This window comes from uncultured Acidaminococcus sp. (genome assembly GCA_900538365.1).
Taxonomy (GTDB): domain Bacteria; phylum Bacillota; class Negativicutes; order Acidaminococcales; family Acidaminococcaceae; genus Acidaminococcus.
This window is the reverse complement of sequence record UPXT01000048.1, coordinates 1-17,202: the sequence shown is the minus strand read 5'-3', so window position 1 is coordinate 17,202 and position 17,202 is coordinate 1. Positions and strand designations below refer to the sequence as shown.

The window sequence follows — 17,202 nt, the reverse complement described above, 5'->3', positions numbered from 1 at the left end:
ATTAAGCTGCAACACAATCTTATAGGGGTCTCCCGAGAAAATGTTGACACATACGATCCCTCAAAGGTCCCTACAAAATTCTTCAATTTTACAGTATAATATATTGTTAGACTGACAAAGGAGAATGATATGAATAAGACTTACGCCATCATCAATTATGGATGCCAGATGAATGAAAGCGACAGCGAACACTATGCTGGTCAGCTCCTTGATTTGGGCTACAAAGCCAGTGAGGACTATGAACATGCTGATGTCGTTGTCATCAATACATGCTGCGTTCGTGAAAACGCGGAAAAGAAGATTCTGGGGAAGGTCGGAGAAATGAAGCGCCTGAAGCGTGAAAATCCGGACATGGTCCTGTGTGTAGTAGGCTGCATGGCCCAGGAGTGGGGCAAGGACCTTCAAAAAAAGTATCCTCAAGTGGACCTTGTCTTGGGGACGGCCCATGTGAACAATTTCAGTTCCATCCTGCAAAATCATCTTGCCGGCCATGGCAGCGCCGAAAGCGTCTATGATGACCTTGCCATCATGCCTCGGGAATTTGAGGGATCCTTTGTGCGCAAGAGCAGCTTTGCCGCTTGGGTTCCCATCATGTATGGCTGCAATAATTTCTGCACCTACTGCATTGTGCCCTATGTGCGGGGCCGGGAACGAAGCCGCGGTGCCGAGGCCATCTGCCATGAAATCGAAAAGGCCGTGGCCTTGGGTTATAAGGAGTTCACCCTTTTGGGGCAGAACGTCAATTCGTATGGCAAGGATCGGGGCGAAGAGGAAGGCTTCAGCAAGCTTCTGAAGCTTGTCGATGCCATCCCCGGTGTGGAGCGGATCCGCTACATGACGAGCCATCCCCGCGACATGAGCGAGGCCGTTGTGAGGACGATTGCTGAAAGTCAGCATATTTGCAAGAATTTCCATATTCCTGTCCAGTCTGGCAGCAGCCGCATCATGAAAGCCATGAACCGCGGCTATGACCGGGAACGCTACTTGAAGCTTGTTGAAACCATCCGCCGCTTTGTGCCTGATGCTGTCATTACGACCGACCTCATTGTAGGATTTCCGGGCGAGACGGAAAAAGATTTTGAGGACACCTTGGACCTTCTTCGTACCGTTGAATATGATGATGCTTTTACCTTTATCTATTCTCCGCGCAAAGGGACGCCGGCAGCAAGCTTTGAGGCGCAGGTCCCGGATGAGGTGAAACACGAACGGCTGGATCGTCTCATGGCGCTGCAGAACGAGATCTGCCTCGAACGCAACAAACGCCTGGTGGGAAAGACCCTTGCTGTTATGGTTGAAGGGCCCAGCAAGAGCAATCCTGCCATGCTGAGCGGCAGAACGGACGGAAATGATCTGGTCCTGTGGCCAAAGATAAGGGACCATGCACCGGGTGACCTTGTCAACGTAAAGATGGAAAGGGCCCAGACGTGGCTCATTAGAGGAAAGGAAGAGGCATAACGATGACGCAGACTGGTGAAGGGTATACCCCCATGGTGCAGCAGTATATGGAAATCAAGAAGCAGCATGAGGATAAGCTTCTTTTCTATCGTCTCGGTGATTTTTATGAACTCTTTTTTGGAGATGCCATCACCGCTTCTCGGGAACTCAATCTGACGCTGACCCAGCGCGCAGGCAATACAAAACATCCCATCCCCATGTGCGGTGTACCTTTTCATTCAGTTGACGGCTACTTGGCCAAACTCATCAAGAAGGGCTATCGCATTGCCATTTGCGACCAGATGGAAGATCCCAAGAAAGCAGTCGGGATTGTCAAGCGGGAAGTCACAAAGATCTTGACGCCGGGAACGGTCCTTTCCGATGCCGTCCTTGATGACGAGCACAATCAGTACCTGGCGGCTGTTTCTATAGGTGATGGACGGGCCGTCCTTGGTCTTGCCGATGTATCCACAGGGGAGGCCAGTTGGTACGAAGCATCCGGCCCTTATTGGGAAGATCTTCTGATGGACCAGATTTACCGCATGCAGCCGGCGGAGCTCGTCCTTGCGCCGGATGAACAGCTGCCGGAACGATTCACGCAGGAACTTTCCCAGAAACTGCCTCAATGCATGGTCAATCGCTTCCAAAAAGATGAGGAAATCGATGATTTTGCCCGTCATTTTGGAACGGAAGGGAAAGCCTACGCTGAACCGCTTGTACGGGATACGATTGAACTCATGCTTCAATATATCCATGTCAATGTGAAAAGCGATCTGGCACAGCTGAACCGCCTCACGGAAATTACGACGGACCGGACCATGGTTCTTGACGCAACGGCCATCCGCAACTTGGAACTGGTCCGGAATATGAAGGACGGTACGAAAAAAGGCACCCTCCTTGATATCCTTGATTACACCGCGACCGCCATGGGGGCCCGCCTCATGCGGCAGTGGATTGAATCCCCCCTTTATGACGCAGCCCGCATTACAAGTCGGCAGCAGGCTGTCGGCACCCTTGTAGGTGATTCGCGGCTGCGGACGGAGCTCGGTGAGGCCCTTAAAAAGATTACGGACCTTGAGCGCATCCTTTCCCGCATCGAAGTGGGGTCTGCCAATGCCCGGGATATGGCCTCCCTGCGCACCGCCCTTCTGGCTGTGCCGGACCTGAAGCGCCTTCTTGCCCCCTATAGGAAAGGGCTTTTGGCAAAACTTTCCTCCCGCATCGACAGCCATGATGCCGTCCTTGATGAACTGCGCCGCGGCATTGTCGATGACCCTCCCTTTACGGTCAGGGAAGGCGGGATGATCCGCAAGGGATACAATGCCGAACTGGATGAGCTCCATGATATTGCGGAAAACAACAATGCCTGGATGCAGGACTTTGAGCTGCGCATCAAGGAAGAAACGGGAATCAAGAACCTAAAGGTCGGCTTCAACAAAGTCTTTGGCTATTATATTGAAGTGTCCAAAGGTCAGGTTTCCCAAGTGCCGGACAGTTTTATCCGCAAGCAGACCTTGGTCAATGGGGAACGCTATATCGTTCCGGAACTGAAGACCTTTGAAAATAAGATCCTCAGTGCCAAGGAAAAGATCCAACAGCTTGAATATTATCTCTTTAATGAGATCCGTAACTGTGTCCGTGATGAGCTTGTAACGATCCAAGATACGGCCCGCGCCATTGGTGAGCTTGATGCCATCTATTCTCTTGCCATGGCCGCCTTTAAAGGCAATTATGTTTGCCCCCGCCTCAGCGACAATGGCGAAATCATCATTAAGGATGGACGCCATCCTGTCGTGGAAAAACTCCTCGAACGTGAGCTTTTTGTCCCCAACGATGTACAGTTAAATGGTCAGGATGAACGGCTCATCATCCTGACCGGGCCCAATATGGCCGGAAAATCAACCTATATGCGTCAGGTGGCCCTGCTTGTCCTTATGACCCAAATGGGCAGCTTTCTGCCCTGCCGGGAAGCTGTCATCACTCCTGTGGACCGCATCTTCACCCGTGTCGGTGCCAGCGATGACCTTGCCACGGGGCAAAGCACCTTCATGGTGGAAATGAATGAAGTGGCAAATATCCTCAAAAATGCCACGAGCCGCAGCCTCATCATCCTTGATGAAGTCGGGCGCGGAACCAGTACCTATGACGGGATGAGCATTGCCCGTGCCGTGGTGGAATATATCAACGAAAAAATCAAGGCCAAGACCCTTTTTGCAACCCATTATCATGAACTGATCGAACTGGAAGATCTTTTTGATGGCATCAAGAACTATTCCATTGCCGTGAAGGAAAAGGGCAATGATGTAGTCTTTTTGCGGCGCATCGTGCCTGGTGGGACGGACCGCAGCTATGGAATCCATGTTGCCAAACTTGCAGGCCTGCCCAAAAAGGTCCTGGATCGGGCAGACGAGCTCCTGGAAGAATATGCCGCCGAGGCACCGCTTTCCCATAAGGGCACGCATCATGTGGAGATCCCCAAGCAGACGGAGCAGGATGAGGCACAGGGAAGCCTTTTTGGTGATACCATCAGGGATACCCTCATGGGGCTTGATGTCATGACCATGACCCCCCTTGAGGCCATGAATACCCTCTATCAACTGGCGGAAGAAGCCAAACGGGAAGGAGGAAAACTTTCGTGAAAGCAAAAGTCCAGCTCCTGGACCAAAATACATCCAACCAGATTGCTGCTGGTGAGGTCGTTGAAAAACCAATGTCCGTTGTCAAGGAATTGGTGGAAAACGCCCTTGATGCCGGTGCCACCCATGTGGATGTCACGATTTATGAAGGGGGAACGGAATATATCCGCGTCAAGGACAATGGATCCGGTATGGACGAGGAAAATGCCCGTCTTGCCGTACTGCGCCACGCAACAAGCAAGATCGTAAGGGCTGAGGACCTGCTCACCTTGAAGACGTTGGGGTTTCGCGGGGAAGCACTGCCGAGCATTGCCTCTGTCAGTCATTTTACCCTTCTCACACGGGAAGAAGGCGCGGAATTTGCAACAAGCATCACCATCGATGGCGGGGAAAATATGAGCGTTGATGTGATGGGTGGCGATGTGGGAACAACCGTGACCGTAAAGGATCTTTTCTATAACGTTCCGGCACGGCGCAAATTTTTGCGGACGGTCAGCACGGAAGGCCGCTATATCAACGATATCCTTTCCAAGATGGCCCTTTCACGGCCGGATGTCCATTTTACGCTCCATAATAACGACAAGGAAGTCCTTAATACCCCGGGAAGCGGCGATGAACTCGACGTCATTGGGGCGCTTTATGGAAAAAATGTCGTTGAGGCCCTTCTTCCCGTAGACCACGAACAGGATGGAATCCGTGTCAAGGGGTTCATCAGCCGGCCCACCCTTCTTAAGGGAACTCGGCAGTGGCAGACCCTTTTTGTCAATGACCGGTATATTGTGAACCGGATGGTGAGCCGTGCCATCGATCACGCCTACCAGTCCCAGATTCCTAAGTCAGGGTTTCCTTTTGCCATGCTGAAACTGACCGTGGACACCCATGCGATTGATATTAATGTCCATCCCCAAAAAAGTGAAATCAAGTTTGGCGATGAGCAGGCAGTTTACCGGGCTGTCTATCATGCACTCACAAATGCCCTGACCCATCCCATGCAGGGAACGGAAAAAGGAAAGGACGAAGTGACCTTTAAAAAGCCGTCTCCCCAAAAAGAGGAAAGCCTGGCTGAAGAAGTAAGCATTTTCCCTCATGCTCAGGGCCGCAGCTTTCTTCCCCAGAATCCTGCCTTTGGCCAGCCGATTTGGCGTACGCCGGAGCCACAGGTTGCGCGGCCTGATCGCTCCTATACGGATGAAATTTTTGGCGCGCAGCGCACGGCGCCACCCACGACCGAACCTCATGCCATAACGGGCGAAGGAACGAGCGGGGAAATGGATGGCTCCGTAAATGAGCGAGGGGAAATCCAGCCTCCCAGTGGGATTGACGTAATCTGGCCCTTGGGACAGGTCAACCGTACTTTCATCGTTGCCCAGTCAGAAACGAGCCTTTACCTCATCGATCAGCATGCAGCCCATGAACGCATCATGTATGATCGTTTCATCCGGCAGCAGAAACCGGTTCCCAGTCAAACCCTTCTTATGCCGCTTTTCCTTTCCGTAAGTGCTGGGGACGTGGATGCTGTAGCAGAATATCGCGACGAATTCCTGAAACTTGGTGTCGACGCGGAACCTGCCGGGGAAACTTCCCTGCGTATTTCTGCCCTGCCGGCCGATGTGGAAGACGGGGAGGCCGAAGCCTTTATCCAGGATATCCTGACCCTTCTTGCGGAAAACCGCTCCATCAAGACCAGTGACCTGCGGGAAGAAGTCCTTCATTATGCGGCCTGTCACAGTGCCATCCGGGCAGGTGAGCTGCTGAATATCCGCCAGATGAGGGAAGTCATCTTGCAACTTCTCAATACGGAACATCCCTTTACCTGCCCCCACGGACGGCCCTGTATGATCGAAGTGACGACGCCAGAGCTCTTTAAGCTCTTTAAGCGGACATGATGGGGGAGATGAAGGAGCGCTTTGCCGTGACAGTAGGGCTCAAGGGCGGCACGGAGCTCATCAAAACGGCAAAATCCTGGGCGCAAACGCTTGCTCTTCCGTATCTGAAGCGACCCCGAGGGGTTTCCTTGGAAACGCTTCGAATAGAGCGGAACCTTGCTGGCCTTCTTGTCGCAACGCGTAAAGGGCCCCAAGTAGAAACCGAAGAGGGCATCCTTTTTTATCATCCCAGCATGGCAACGCTCCGCGTGCGGGCCCTAAAGGAAGGAAAAACGGACCATCTAGTGGAAGCCCTGGCCCTTCGGCCTGGCAGCCGGATCCTTGATGGAACCTTGGGCCTTGCCTCAGATGCGGCGGTCATTTCTTATGCCGTAGGACCTGAAGGAACGGTCGTGGGGGTTGAAGCGTCTCCCATCCTCTATCAAATGACGCGGCTCGGTCTGCGTTCCTATGACGAGGGGGATGAGGATCTTGTGAAGGCCCTTCGGCGCATTGAACCTGTTTTGGGGGATACGGCCGCCTACTTGGAAACCCTTCCGCCTGACTCTTTTGATGCAGTCTATTTTGACCCTATGTTTGAGCATCCTGTCGAGGGTTCTTCTAACATGGTTCCCATGCGGCCGGCTGCCGACCATCGCCCGCTGACGCGGAGCGTCATTGAAAAGGCACTCAAAGCGGCCCCGCTTGTCGTTATCAAGGAACGAAGCCGCGATTTCCTCAGCGAACTGGGCGCCCAGGAAATCCAAGGCGGCCGCTACAGCCGCATCAAATACGGAATCATAAGGAGGACGCCATGACAGCAAAAGAAAAAGTCGTTGTCATCCTTGGACCGACAGCGACGGGAAAGACAGCCTGCGGAATTCTGCTTGCCCAAAAGCTCCAAGGGGAGATCATCTCCGGTGATTCCATGCTTGTTTTCCGCGGGATGGACATTGCTACGGCCAAACCGACACCCCAGGAACGGGCCCTTGCCGTGCATCATCTCATCGATGTGCGCAATCCGGAAGAAAAGTATTCGGCCTTTGATTTCAAAAGGGAAGCGACGGCCCTCATCCAGGAAATCCATGGGCGGGGCCATCTGCCCATCATTGTAGGGGGAACCGGACTTTATCTCAAGGCCCTTCTGGAAAACTACCATTTTTCAACCAGCGAGGAACAAACCAAGCGGCGTCAGGACCTTGCAGAATATGCCGATCGCTATGGTAATGAGGCCCTTCATCAAAAATTGGAAAAACTTGATGAAGAAACGGCGAAGCGATTGAAGATTAATGATAGACGGCGTATAATTAGAGCCATCGAAGCATGGGAAGATGGAGACCCCGTATCCCAAGAAAAGGACAGCGAAAGTCCTTTTGACGCGGTGGTCTTTGGTCTTACGATGGAGCGTGCCCTCCTGTACGATCGAATCAATCGCCGTGTTGATTTGATGGTGGAAGAGGGTCTTTTTGATGAAGCCCGCTTTTTCTATGATCAAGGGATTCCTTTGGATTCTCAATCCATGAAGAGCATCGGCTATCGTCAATGTGTCCAGTATTTTCGAGGGGAATGGGACAAAAAAACGGCTGTCGCCAAGATTAAGCAGGCAACCCGTAATTTTGCCAAACGGCAGATTACCTGGTATAAGAAAATGCCTTACATCCATTGGTTGATGCTTGACGCATCACCCTGCTATCCAGCTATTGCGGATAAGATGCTGAAAGTGCTTCGAGAAAGACAATTTATAGAAAAATAAGAGAGGGATTCATTCATGGGAACATCAAACGCTAAGACACTCAACCTCCAGGACAGCTTCCTGAACAAAGTGCGCGCCGAGAAAAAGACCATTGTCATCTATTTGCTCAATGGGTTTCAGGTCCGCGGCAAGGTTTGGGGCTTTGATAACTTTACGGTCATCATTGACTGTGATGGAAGACAGGAATTGATCTATAAACATGCGATTTCGACGATCGCCCCTGTAGAGGCAGAATCGATCTTAGTACTTAAAAAAGGAAATGATCAGAGTGTCCCTAAGGAATAAAATAGAAGATGAGATTGCTCTTTTTATGGATTATCTAACGGTGGAAATGGGACTTGCGCGCAACACGCGTGAGTCCTATGGCCGTGATTTGCGCCTTTTTGCAGTCTGGGTCAAGAAGCCCATCAAGGAAATCAGCCGTGATGATATTCTCGCGTATATGAGCGTACTTAAGGCTCAAAATTATGCAGCGACAAGTTCTGCCCGGAAACTGGCTGCTTTGAAGGCCTTCTTCCGTTTTATGTCGGCAGAGGGTACCATTGAGGTGGATCCCTGCGAAGTTGTCGAATCGGAAACAAGGGGCATGGTCCTGCCCAAGGTCTTGAGCGAGGATGAAGTCAATCGCTTGTTTGAAGCGCCTGATCTTGATACACCCGAAGGGTACCGGGACCGAACCATGCTTGAAGTGATGTATGCAACGGGTATGCGTGTCTCGGAATTGCTTGCCCTCAAGGTAGGAAGCGTCAATCTTGCGTCCCATTATGTGATTGCTTATGGTAAGGGCTCAAAGGAACGGCTTATTCCGCTGGGACATTATGCCATTGAGTACTTAAAGGAGTATCTCAGCAGGGTCCGTCCCCATTTTGTCAAGGAAAACCGTCCCTGTGATGATCTTTTCCTGACCATTCGGGGAACGGGCATGACGCGGCAGCGCTTTTGGCAGCTCATTAAAAATTATGGACTCAAGGTCCATATTGCCAAATCCTTGACGCCTCATATCCTGCGTCATTCCTTTGCTACCCATATGCTCGATAATGGGGCGGACCTTAGAACGGTGCAGGAACTGTTAGGTCACTCCGATATCTCTACGACGCAGATTTATACCCACCTCACCAATCACCGCCTCAAGGCCATCTATGATAAAAGCCATCCCCGGGCATAAGGGAGAATGCAATGCCTCGTAAACCTTTACGGCGATCGGCAGCCCGCTCGCCACGGCGCCGCAAGAATAAGCACGGCGGATGCTTGATCTTTTTGATCCTTTTTGCCGTCATTGGCCTTGGAATGTTTCTTGCAGCCCATAAAAAAGCTAATCCCGATCTGACCTGGCCCGATGTGGTTGAAGAAGCGCTGCCTGAAACCGTCCGCGAGACCGTGAAGGAAGCCCTTCCCCAAACCGTCAGGGAAGAGATTGAGAAAGTTCGCAAGAAAGAACGAAAAGAAATCGAAAAAGAGAAGATTGAGAAAATCGAAAAAGAAGAGAAGCAGGACCCAATTCGGGCTCACCCTGTAGAAGAGCAAAAGGCGGTTCCGCCTGCTGTGAAAAAAGAACTGCCTGAGGCGGATAAAAATCCTTTGGGCCTTGCTCCGGGCGCCTATAAGGGGCGGCTTGCCATCGTCATTGACGACTGCGGCTACGAGCTGGGACCGGTACGGACACTGACGAGCCTGCCGCTTAAGATGACCTTTGCAGTCATTCCCTTTAAACCCAATAGCGCATCTGCCCTTTCCATTATTCGAAATAGCGGCCACACGGCCATGCTCCATCTGCCCATGGAACCTGTTTCAGGCGGCAGCTCAGAAACACGCTTCGTGGGGGTGGGGCAGACGAAAGCTCAGATTGCATCCTTTGTGCAGGAAGCCATCAACAGCCTGCCCGGTATTGCCGGCGTCAATAACCATCAGGGTTCCAAGGCAACCGCCCATGGACCGACGATTCGCGCGGCCCTTTCCGTCATTGGGGAAAATGGCCTATTCTTTATTGACAGCAGGACCAACTCCGCCACGGTGGCGGAAAAAGAAGCGGGCAGCCTTGGTATCCCGACCGGGCATAACTCGCTCTTTCTTGATAACAGCAGTGATATCGGCGCCATCGAGGAAAAAATTGCTCAGGCTGTCAAGCTGGCAGACCGTTATGGCAGTGTCATCGTCATCTGTCATGCCAGACCCAATACGGCAGAAGCCTGGAAACGGTCTTATCGGGCTGTCCTTCAATCGGGCATTACCTTGGTCCCTGCCGCATCCCTGCTACAGTAAGGAGGTCATCTTATGCTGAGAACGACTGCCCTCATGGGTCTTATGACAGCCCTTTTGGTTTTTTTAGGAGACTATTTGGGGGGCTCATCGGGAATGAGCCTCATGCTGCTTATTTCCCTTGCTATGAATTTCTTCATGTATTGGTACAGTGACACCATGGTCATTCATCAATATGGATGCGTCCCTGTAACAAAAAATGAGGCACCGGAGTTATATGACATTGTTGAAAAACTAGCGGCGCGGGCTAACCTTCCCATGCCAAAGGTCTACGTCATGAACAGTCGTGTGCCCAATGCCTTTGCAACGGGCCGCAATCCCCAGCATGCTGCGGTCTGCGTAACGACGGGCCTTATGGATGCGCTCACGGCGCCGGAAATAGCCGGCGTCTTGGGGCATGAAATGAGTCATATCCTTCATCGTGATATCCTTGTTGGTACCATTGCCGCCGTCATGGCCGGCACTATTTCGGCCTTGACCCGGTTTGCTTTCTGGTTTGGCGGCGGAAGGGACCGGGATCGTCAAAATCCCATTGCTTCCCTTTTGATCCTCATTCTGACACCCCTCATGGCCATGATCATCCAATTTGCCATTTCCCGGACCCGGGAATATATGGCTGATGAAGCAGGGGGGGCCCTGTGCGGTGACCCTAATGAACTGGCGGATGCCCTAGAAAAGATCGACCTTGCCGCCCATCGTACCGTTATGGCTGGGGCTCAAGAAAGCTCAGCCCATATGTTCATCATTTCTCCCCTTGCAGCAAAAGAGGCAAAGAGCCTCTTTTCCACCCATCCGTCAACAGAAGAACGCATCCGCCGGCTGCGTGAGCAGGCGGAAAGGATGGGGAAGAGAAAGTGTATTGTGTAATTTTTTAGTCAGCCCAAGAAGCGGGCTGATTTGATGAAGAACGGGAAGCCATTGCTTAAAAAAGGTTTTGTGGAGGAAAATACGGACGCATAAAACCTGTGACAATGAGGATTTTGTTAGTAGAAGTGGGGCCCTAGCTGGGCCCATCTGAGCCAAATTCGCAAAAGCAATTGGAAGAAAGATTGGAACGCAGAAGATTGTAAGGCAAAAAACCATAAGGTAGGCCCAAAACCGAACGTAGATATAGGTTCGGTTTTGGGTTTTTGTCTTATATCCGGTTTTTGTAAAAGGCGGGTCTTCTTGAAACGTAGAAAATACTATGGCGCTTGGAACGTTCTGCGTTCGTGTTTTTCCTCTGACCTCGACTCGCAGAGTCAATCCGCCATTGTCAAGGCGGTAAGCGCATCGCCAATCGATTCGTGACCTTCCATGTGCACCGAACACGCGGCGTCAAAGGCCCCATCTTTTTACCTTGACAATCTGCACAATCGGTGTCTGATTGCTGAGTCAGGAGGTTTGAGACTGTGTGAGAACGCACTGATCTCCCTTCTAGTGTAACCTTTGATACAGGACGTTCTGGGGAAGGGGCGATTGTACTTTTTACTTCCCTAAAATTTCAATTTCCTAATGAAAATCCTTTTGTTTTGTGTTATAGTGGAACTCTACTTGACTAAACTAGACGATTCATATGGAGGGATATAGGATATGAAAACAAGAGTTGCCATCATGGGTTACGGCAATTTGGGCCGCGGCGTTGAACTGGCCCTTAGAAACAATCCGGATATGGAATTTGTGGCGGTCTTCAGCCGCCGCGATCCGGCAAAAGTCAGCATCGAAACGGCTGGCGTTCCCGTCATCTCCGTAAACGATATTGACGCTTACCAAGATAAGGTCGATGTCCTCATCATCTGCGGCGGCAGTGCAACGGACCTGCCTAAGCAGACGCCGGAATATGTAAAGAAATTCAACGTGGTGGATAGCTTTGATACACATGCCTGCATTCCTGACCATTTTGCGGCCGTTGATGCAGCTGGTAAGGAAACGAATCATGTAGGGGTCATTTCCGTTGGCTGGGATCCGGGCCTATTTTCCCTTGCCCGCGTCTATAGTCATGCTGTTCTTCCTGTGGGGAAGGACTATACCTTCTGGGGCAAAGGCGTCAGCCAGGGCCACAGTGACGCGGTTCGCCGTATTCCCGGTGTCAAGGACGCCAAGCAGTACACCATTCCCGTCAAAGCAGCTCTTGACGCGGTTCGTGCCGGCAAGAACCCGGACCTTACGACGCGGGAAAAACATACGCGTGAAGTCTTTGCTGTCCTTGAAGAAGGCGCCGATGCCGAGGCCGTGACAAAGGCTATCGTGACTATGCCGAACTACTTCAGCGACTATGATACGACGGTTCACTTCATCAGTGAAGAAGAAATGAAGCGGGATCACAGTGGTCTTGCCCATGGCGGCTTTGTCATCCGTTCCGGAAAAACCGGTAAAGACGGAGCGCATAACCATATCTTTGAACTGGCCCTGACCCTTGATTCGAACCCGGAATTTACTGGATCCGTTCTTGTGGCCTATGCGCGGGCTGCCCATCGCATTGCCCGTGAAGGCGGTACGGGCTGCCGTACGGCCCTTGATATCGCGCCGGCTTATCTCTGCCCGGAAAGCGGTGAGGAACTGAGAGCCCATCTCCTTTAGTTTTTGATTAGCGCAGAAATCACGCCGCTGCAGCCTTTGCCATGAGCCCATTGCCTCAGGAAAAATCCACCCTGAGCAATGGGCTCATGGTCTATCGCGTAAAAAATGGGTAAGGTTTGAAACTTGCTATCTGCTGGGCTCTTTTCCTAAGGATCTTATATTTTTTATGCGGAACGATTTTTCCGCGGGAAAGAAACAAAAAGGGTACTTATATCTTAGATAAGGATTCTTCTATTACACAGAAAAGAAAGTCTTATGTTATAATGGAAACAGTTAGCATGTTAGACAACAGAAATGTTAAGAATATAGGAGGTCTAAAACATGAATAACCCGAATCCTGTTAAGATCGTGGAAACTGTCCTCAGAGATGGACATCAGTCCATCTGCGCAACGAGAATGCGCACGAGCGATATGCTTCCCGTCCTGGAAGCCCTCGATGACTGCGGCTTCTACGCACTCGAAGCATGGGGCGGTGCTACGTTTGACTCCTGCCTTCGCTTCCTGAATGAAGATCCCTGGGAACGCCTGCGCACCATCCGCAGCCATGTGAAGAATACCAAACTGCAGATGCTGCTTCGCGGTCAGAACCTCCTGGGCTATAACCACTATGCGGACGATGTTGTCACCGAATTCATTAAACGCAGCGTGGCAAACGGCATTGATATTGTCCGTGTCTTTGATGCCTTTAACGATACGCGGAACCTGGAATGCTCCATGAAGGCCATCAAGGAAGCCGGTGCCCATGCACAGGGAACGCTTGTTTATACCATTAGTCCGTATCACAAGGACAGCGACTTTGTGAAGCTTGCCAAGGAACTGGAAGAAATGGGTGCTGATTCCATCTGTATCAAAGATATGTCCGGTCTGCTTGCTCCGTACGCCTGCTACAACCTTGTTACGGCGCTCAAGAAGGAAATTCATGTACCTATCGATGTTCATTCCCACTGCACGAGCGGTATGGGTTCCATGACCATCCTCAAGGCTGTTGAAGCCGGTGCCGATATGGTTGATACGGCCCTGTCTCCTTTTGCTGAAAGCACGAGCCATACCTGCACGGAATCCTTGGTTTACACCCTGACCGGTCAGGAACGGGATCCGAAGATCGACGTCAATAAACTCTATCCGATTGCTGACCACTTCAAGAAGGTCAAAGCCGACCTCATCAAGACCTTCAACCTGCCAAACAGCAGCGATATCAACCCGCAGGTCCTCAGCTTCCAGATTCCAGGCGGCATGCTCAGCAACCTGCGCAAACAGCTTGCTGAAATGGGCGTTGCCGATAAGTACGATGCCCTGCTGAAGGAAATGCCGAAAGTCCGTGCCGACCTGGGGTATCCTCCTCTTGTTACGCCGAGCAGCCAGATTGTTGGCTCCATGGCTACCATGAATGTTGTCCTTGGCCGCTACAAGATGATTCCGAAAGAAGTCCGCGACATCGTCCGCGGCAAATACGGCAGAACGCCGGGCCCGATCAGCGAAGAACTGAAAAAACTGGTCCTTAAAAACGGCGAACAGCCTATTACCCATCGTCCGGCCGATGATATTGCGCCGCAAATGGATAAGATGCGCGCTGACCTTGCCGCCAAAGGTTATCCCAATGCCAGCGTGGAAGACGTCTTAAGCTATGCTCTATTCCCGGAAGTTGCCTTGGAATATTTCAAAAAGAACCGCTAAGAAACCTAAGTGACTTTGTGCAGCACTGTGAAGCCCATCCTTCATGGTGCTGTTTCTTTTTTGCCAAAGGGACTGTCTTGTGATATCTGTGTGGCTGCTCCCTAGGGGAAGCACTTGCAATACAATCCCATTCACTATAAAATAAAAGAAATATGTGTTTTTTGCTTATGGAATCTGAGGAGGAATCACCATGGAAAAATTTACCTATACAATTACGGACCCTGCGGGTATCCATGCCCGTCCTGCTGGACTTTTGGTCAAGACCGCTGCTGGTTTCAAGTCGACCTGCAAGGTGGAAGGCAATGGGAAGACGGGCGACCTCAAACGCATCTTTACCGTCATGGGCCTTGGCATCAAAGCCGGTATGACGATCACCGTCATGGTTGAAGGGGAAGACGAAAAGGAAGCCGCATGCACCTTGGAATCCTTCCTCAAGGATCATCTCTAAGAGGCGCCTATGATTATCATCAAAGGAAAATCCGCTTCCAGCGGTGTGGCTGTGGCTCCCATTGCGGCCAAACCAGATGCATCCGATGAAGATCGTGTGACCCTTCTTACGAGCCTTAATCCCGAAGCGGAACGGCGCCGCTTCCATGCGGCCCAGGAAAAAGTGATTGCCCAATTGGGCGAACTTGCCGATAAGGCCCGCCAGGAAATTGGTGAAGACGAAGCTGGTATCTTTGAAACCCATCAAATGATGCTCCAGGACCCTGATCTTGTGGACCTGATCGAAGGGCTTATGACAGAAAAGCATTTGACGGCAGAAGGCGCGGTGGAACGGGCAGCAGAGCAGTTTGCTGCCATGCTGGAATCCATGGACGATGAATATATGAAAGCTCGTGCTGCCGACGTCCGTGATATCATGGGACAGGTCCTGCGCACCCTCATGAAGCGCGATTCTGATTGGGCGGCCAAGATTGACCATCCGGTGATCATCTGTGCCGATGACCTGACGCCCAGTGAAACGGTGCAGCTCAATAAGGATTTCATCATGGGGTTTGTGACAAGCGGCGGCAGCGCCAACTCCCATACCGCCATCCTGGCCCGTACCATGGGCATTCCGGCTATTGTACATACGGATAAAATGATTGGGGAGGACTGGAATGGCAAGCTTGCAGCCCTTGACGGTGCGACGGGTACGGTATACCTAGACCCCGAACCGGAAACCCTTGCGTCCATGAAGAAAAAACTGGAAGCCGAGCAAAAGGGCAAAGAAGACCTCGATGCCTTAAAGGGCCTTCCAACGGAAACCAAGACGGGCCGCACCATTGCCCTTTACGCCAATATCGGCCAAGAAGGAGATTTGCCCGGTGTCCTTGAAAATGATGCCGAAGGCATTGGCCTTTTCCGCAGTGAGTTCCTTTATCTCCGGAAAAACGACTATCCAACGGAAGAAGATCTCTTTGAGGCCTATAAAGAAGGGGCCCAGGCGCTGGGACAGCGAAAACTCATCATCCGCACCCTTGATATTGGGGCCGATAAACGAGTGGGGTATTTCAACCTCCCGGAAGAGGAAAATCCTGCCCTGGGATTTCGTGCCATCCGTATCTGCCTTGCCCGTCCAGAAATCTTCTATACCCAGCTGAGGGCGATCTTGCGAGCTTCCCACTATGGAAATGTCGCGGTCATGTTCCCCATGATCACTTCTGTCGAAGAGGTAAGGGCGGCAAAAGAGCTCCTTCACCTTGCCGAAGTGAAACTTCACGAAGAAGGGATTCCCTTTGATCCCAATCTTGAAGTCGGTATCATGATTGAAACTCCGGCTTCGGCTGTCATCAGTGATGAACTGGCCCAGGAAGTGGATTTCTTCAGCATCGGCACGAACGACTTGGTTCAGTACACCTTGGCGGTGGACCGTCAGAACGCCCAGCTGGAAGAATTGGGAAAAGCCAGCCATCCTGCCGTACTGCGGCTTATCCATAAGACCATCCGAGCCGGCCATGACGCGGGCATCTGGGTGGGTATCTGCGGGGAATCTGCCGCCGATCCGGAACTCATCCCGACCTTCATCGAAATGGGTGTAGATGAGCTCAGTATGTCTGCAGCAAGGATCCTGCCAACAAGGAAACTCATCCGCAGCCTGTCCTAAGAAAGCGTGTTTATATGCAGTTAGCCTTTAAAAAAGCGGTGGCGGACGCCATCAATAAACAGCCTGACCGACGTGTCATGCCCTTTTTGTATGAAAACGAGCCTTATTTTATCAAACGGCGTCTTTCCAACCATCGCAACCGCTTTGCCAAACAAAGCGTCGACGCAGCTTTTTGGTGTGAAGTCTATAAAATCATGACGGTCAATCAATATGGCCCGATGGCACCGGAAATTGTCCTTCTTCATGATGATTACTTCGTTATGAAGGCTGTGGGCAAGACCCTCCAAGGCGTTGCTAAAGAAGCTCCCTGGCAGGATGTGCGCAGGAAAGCTTTTTATAAGGCGGGAGAAGCTCTGGGCGAATTGCATGGATTTGGCCTCCACCACGGCCGTCCGGCCCTGCGGGACATTGCTTACGACCTGGAAAAAGATAGAGTGACCCTCCTTGATTGGGAAAATGAGAAGCGTTTCATTGATGCCGATCCTCGAGTCATCGATCTCTTTTTGTTTATCCACAGCTGTTTTCGAGAAAAATGGGCGCCCAAAAATGATGAGCTCATCCGGGAAGCGATGAAAGGCTATTTTACGGGGCCTGAATCCCGCACCATCCTGGAAAAGGCCCTTGCTGTCACCAAACGCTTTCAAGCGGCCTTTTCCCTTGTCCATCACCTCCGCATCTTTGGCTGGACGGATGTAACAAGCCTTGATGACGCGAAATATTACCTGTTTCACCTCGATCCTGATGCCTTATAAGATAAATAAAGCGCTGTGAGTCATGAGATGCCCTCATTTCTTCGCAGCGCTTTTCTTTGTGTTTTTTTTGGTTGTATAATTTATTTTGGGGCGCTAAAGTGACCGTCCAGATTCGTGTCCTCTCAGCGTCTACTTTTTTCAATAAAAAAATAGGCATATGCACTCAAATCCTTTACAATTAAAG

14 protein-coding genes are annotated in these 17,202 nt (G+C 51.3%); all 14 read left to right on the top strand.

Annotated features, from left to right (window positions below; translation table 11 throughout):
• The first annotated feature begins 129 nt into the window (after window positions 1-129).
• The 14 genes from miaB (at window position 130) to QZQ08_RS08375 (ending at window position 17,018) form a co-directional block, all read left to right on the top strand.
• Entirely contained in the window at window positions 130-1,455 is a 1,326-nt protein-coding gene (miaB, locus tag QZQ08_RS08440) for a tRNA (N6-isopentenyl adenosine(37)-C2)-methylthiotransferase MiaB (RefSeq protein WP_296330776.1), read from the top strand.
• Window positions 1,456-1,457: 2 nt separating this feature from the next.
• Window positions 1,458-4,073 (top strand): DNA mismatch repair protein MutS, encoded by a 2,616-nt coding sequence (gene mutS, locus QZQ08_RS08435; RefSeq protein ID WP_296330773.1) that lies wholly within the window; start codon window positions 1,458-1,460, stop codon window positions 4,071-4,073.
• Window positions 4,070-5,956: a DNA mismatch repair endonuclease MutL gene (gene mutL, locus QZQ08_RS08430; protein WP_296330770.1), complete on the top strand. Its 1,887-nt coding sequence runs from the start codon at window positions 4,070-4,072 to the stop codon at window positions 5,954-5,956. The genes mutS and mutL overlap by 4 nt, the downstream gene beginning before the upstream one ends.
• Window positions 5,953-6,753 carry a class I SAM-dependent methyltransferase gene (locus QZQ08_RS08425; protein ID WP_296330768.1) on the top strand — a complete coding sequence of 267 codons (801 nt, stop codon included), beginning with the start codon at window positions 5,953-5,955 and terminating at the stop codon, window positions 6,751-6,753. The genes mutL and QZQ08_RS08425 overlap by 4 nt, the downstream gene beginning before the upstream one ends.
• Window positions 6,750-7,688: a tRNA (adenosine(37)-N6)-dimethylallyltransferase MiaA gene (miaA, locus tag QZQ08_RS08420; protein WP_296330765.1), complete on the top strand. Its 939-nt coding sequence runs from the start codon at window positions 6,750-6,752 to the stop codon at window positions 7,686-7,688. The genes QZQ08_RS08425 and miaA overlap by 4 nt, the downstream gene beginning before the upstream one ends.
• Window positions 7,689-7,703: 15 nt before the next feature.
• Window positions 7,704-7,973, top strand: coding sequence for an RNA chaperone Hfq (gene hfq / locus QZQ08_RS08415; protein WP_016459579.1), 270 nt, complete (start codon window positions 7,704-7,706; stop codon window positions 7,971-7,973).
• On the top strand, window positions 7,957-8,853 hold the full coding sequence (xerD, locus tag QZQ08_RS08410) for a site-specific tyrosine recombinase XerD (RefSeq protein WP_366140882.1): 897 nt from the start codon (window positions 7,957-7,959) through the stop codon (window positions 8,851-8,853). Before hfq ends, xerD begins: the two co-directional genes overlap by 17 nt.
• An 83-nt stretch (window positions 8,854-8,936) precedes the next feature.
• The gene (locus QZQ08_RS08405) at window positions 8,937-9,947 is read left to right on the top strand and encodes a divergent polysaccharide deacetylase family protein (RefSeq protein ID WP_296330756.1); all 1,011 of its coding nucleotides are present in this window, start codon (window positions 8,937-8,939) and stop codon (window positions 9,945-9,947) included.
• A gap of 12 nt (window positions 9,948-9,959) precedes the next feature.
• Window positions 9,960-10,811: a zinc metalloprotease HtpX gene (htpX, locus tag QZQ08_RS08400; protein WP_296330753.1), complete on the top strand. Its 852-nt coding sequence runs from the start codon at window positions 9,960-9,962 to the stop codon at window positions 10,809-10,811.
• A gap of 705 nt (window positions 10,812-11,516) precedes the next feature.
• Window positions 11,517-12,503 (top strand): diaminopimelate dehydrogenase, encoded by a 987-nt coding sequence (locus QZQ08_RS08395; RefSeq protein WP_296330752.1) that lies wholly within the window; start codon window positions 11,517-11,519, stop codon window positions 12,501-12,503.
• A gap of 321 nt (window positions 12,504-12,824) precedes the next feature.
• Window positions 12,825-14,177: a pyruvate carboxylase subunit B gene (locus tag QZQ08_RS08390; RefSeq protein WP_296330748.1), complete on the top strand. Its 1,353-nt coding sequence runs from the start codon at window positions 12,825-12,827 to the stop codon at window positions 14,175-14,177.
• Between the two features lie 190 nt (window positions 14,178-14,367).
• Window positions 14,368-14,625: an HPr family phosphocarrier protein gene (locus QZQ08_RS08385; RefSeq protein ID WP_296330745.1), complete on the top strand. Its 258-nt coding sequence runs from the start codon at window positions 14,368-14,370 to the stop codon at window positions 14,623-14,625.
• Between the two features lie 9 nt (window positions 14,626-14,634).
• Window positions 14,635-16,266 (top strand): phosphoenolpyruvate--protein phosphotransferase, encoded by a 1,632-nt coding sequence (ptsP, locus tag QZQ08_RS08380; protein ID WP_296330742.1) that lies wholly within the window; start codon window positions 14,635-14,637, stop codon window positions 16,264-16,266.
• Between the two features lie 14 nt (window positions 16,267-16,280).
• Complete coding sequence (locus QZQ08_RS08375; protein ID WP_296330740.1) at window positions 16,281-17,018, top strand: hypothetical protein; 738 nt, start codon at window positions 16,281-16,283, stop codon at window positions 17,016-17,018.
• The last annotated feature ends 184 nt before the right edge of the window (window positions 17,019-17,202 follow it).

What these genes read in the sequence shown, in the direction of transcription:
- miaB (WP_296330776.1), top strand. Translation starts at nt 130, where the DNA reads ATGAATAAGACTTACGCCATCATCAATTATGGATGCCAGATGAATGAA.
- mutS (WP_296330773.1), top strand. Translation starts at nt 1,458, where the DNA reads ATGACGCAGACTGGTGAAGGGTATACCCCCATGGTGCAGCAGTATATG.
- QZQ08_RS08425 (WP_296330768.1), top strand. Translation starts at nt 5,953, where the DNA reads ATGATGGGGGAGATGAAGGAGCGCTTTGCCGTGACAGTAGGGCTCAAG.
- miaA (WP_296330765.1), top strand. Translation starts at nt 6,750, where the DNA reads ATGACAGCAAAAGAAAAAGTCGTTGTCATCCTTGGACCGACAGCGACG.
- hfq (WP_016459579.1), top strand. Translation starts at nt 7,704, where the DNA reads ATGGGAACATCAAACGCTAAGACACTCAACCTCCAGGACAGCTTCCTG.
- htpX (WP_296330753.1), top strand. Translation starts at nt 9,960, where the DNA reads ATGCTGAGAACGACTGCCCTCATGGGTCTTATGACAGCCCTTTTGGTT.
- QZQ08_RS08395 (WP_296330752.1), top strand. Translation starts at nt 11,517, where the DNA reads ATGAAAACAAGAGTTGCCATCATGGGTTACGGCAATTTGGGCCGCGGC.
- QZQ08_RS08390 (WP_296330748.1), top strand. Translation starts at nt 12,825, where the DNA reads ATGAATAACCCGAATCCTGTTAAGATCGTGGAAACTGTCCTCAGAGAT.
- QZQ08_RS08385 (WP_296330745.1), top strand. Translation starts at nt 14,368, where the DNA reads ATGGAAAAATTTACCTATACAATTACGGACCCTGCGGGTATCCATGCC.
- ptsP (WP_296330742.1), top strand. Translation starts at nt 14,635, where the DNA reads ATGATTATCATCAAAGGAAAATCCGCTTCCAGCGGTGTGGCTGTGGCT.
- QZQ08_RS08375 (WP_296330740.1), top strand. Translation starts at nt 16,281, where the DNA reads ATGCAGTTAGCCTTTAAAAAAGCGGTGGCGGACGCCATCAATAAACAG.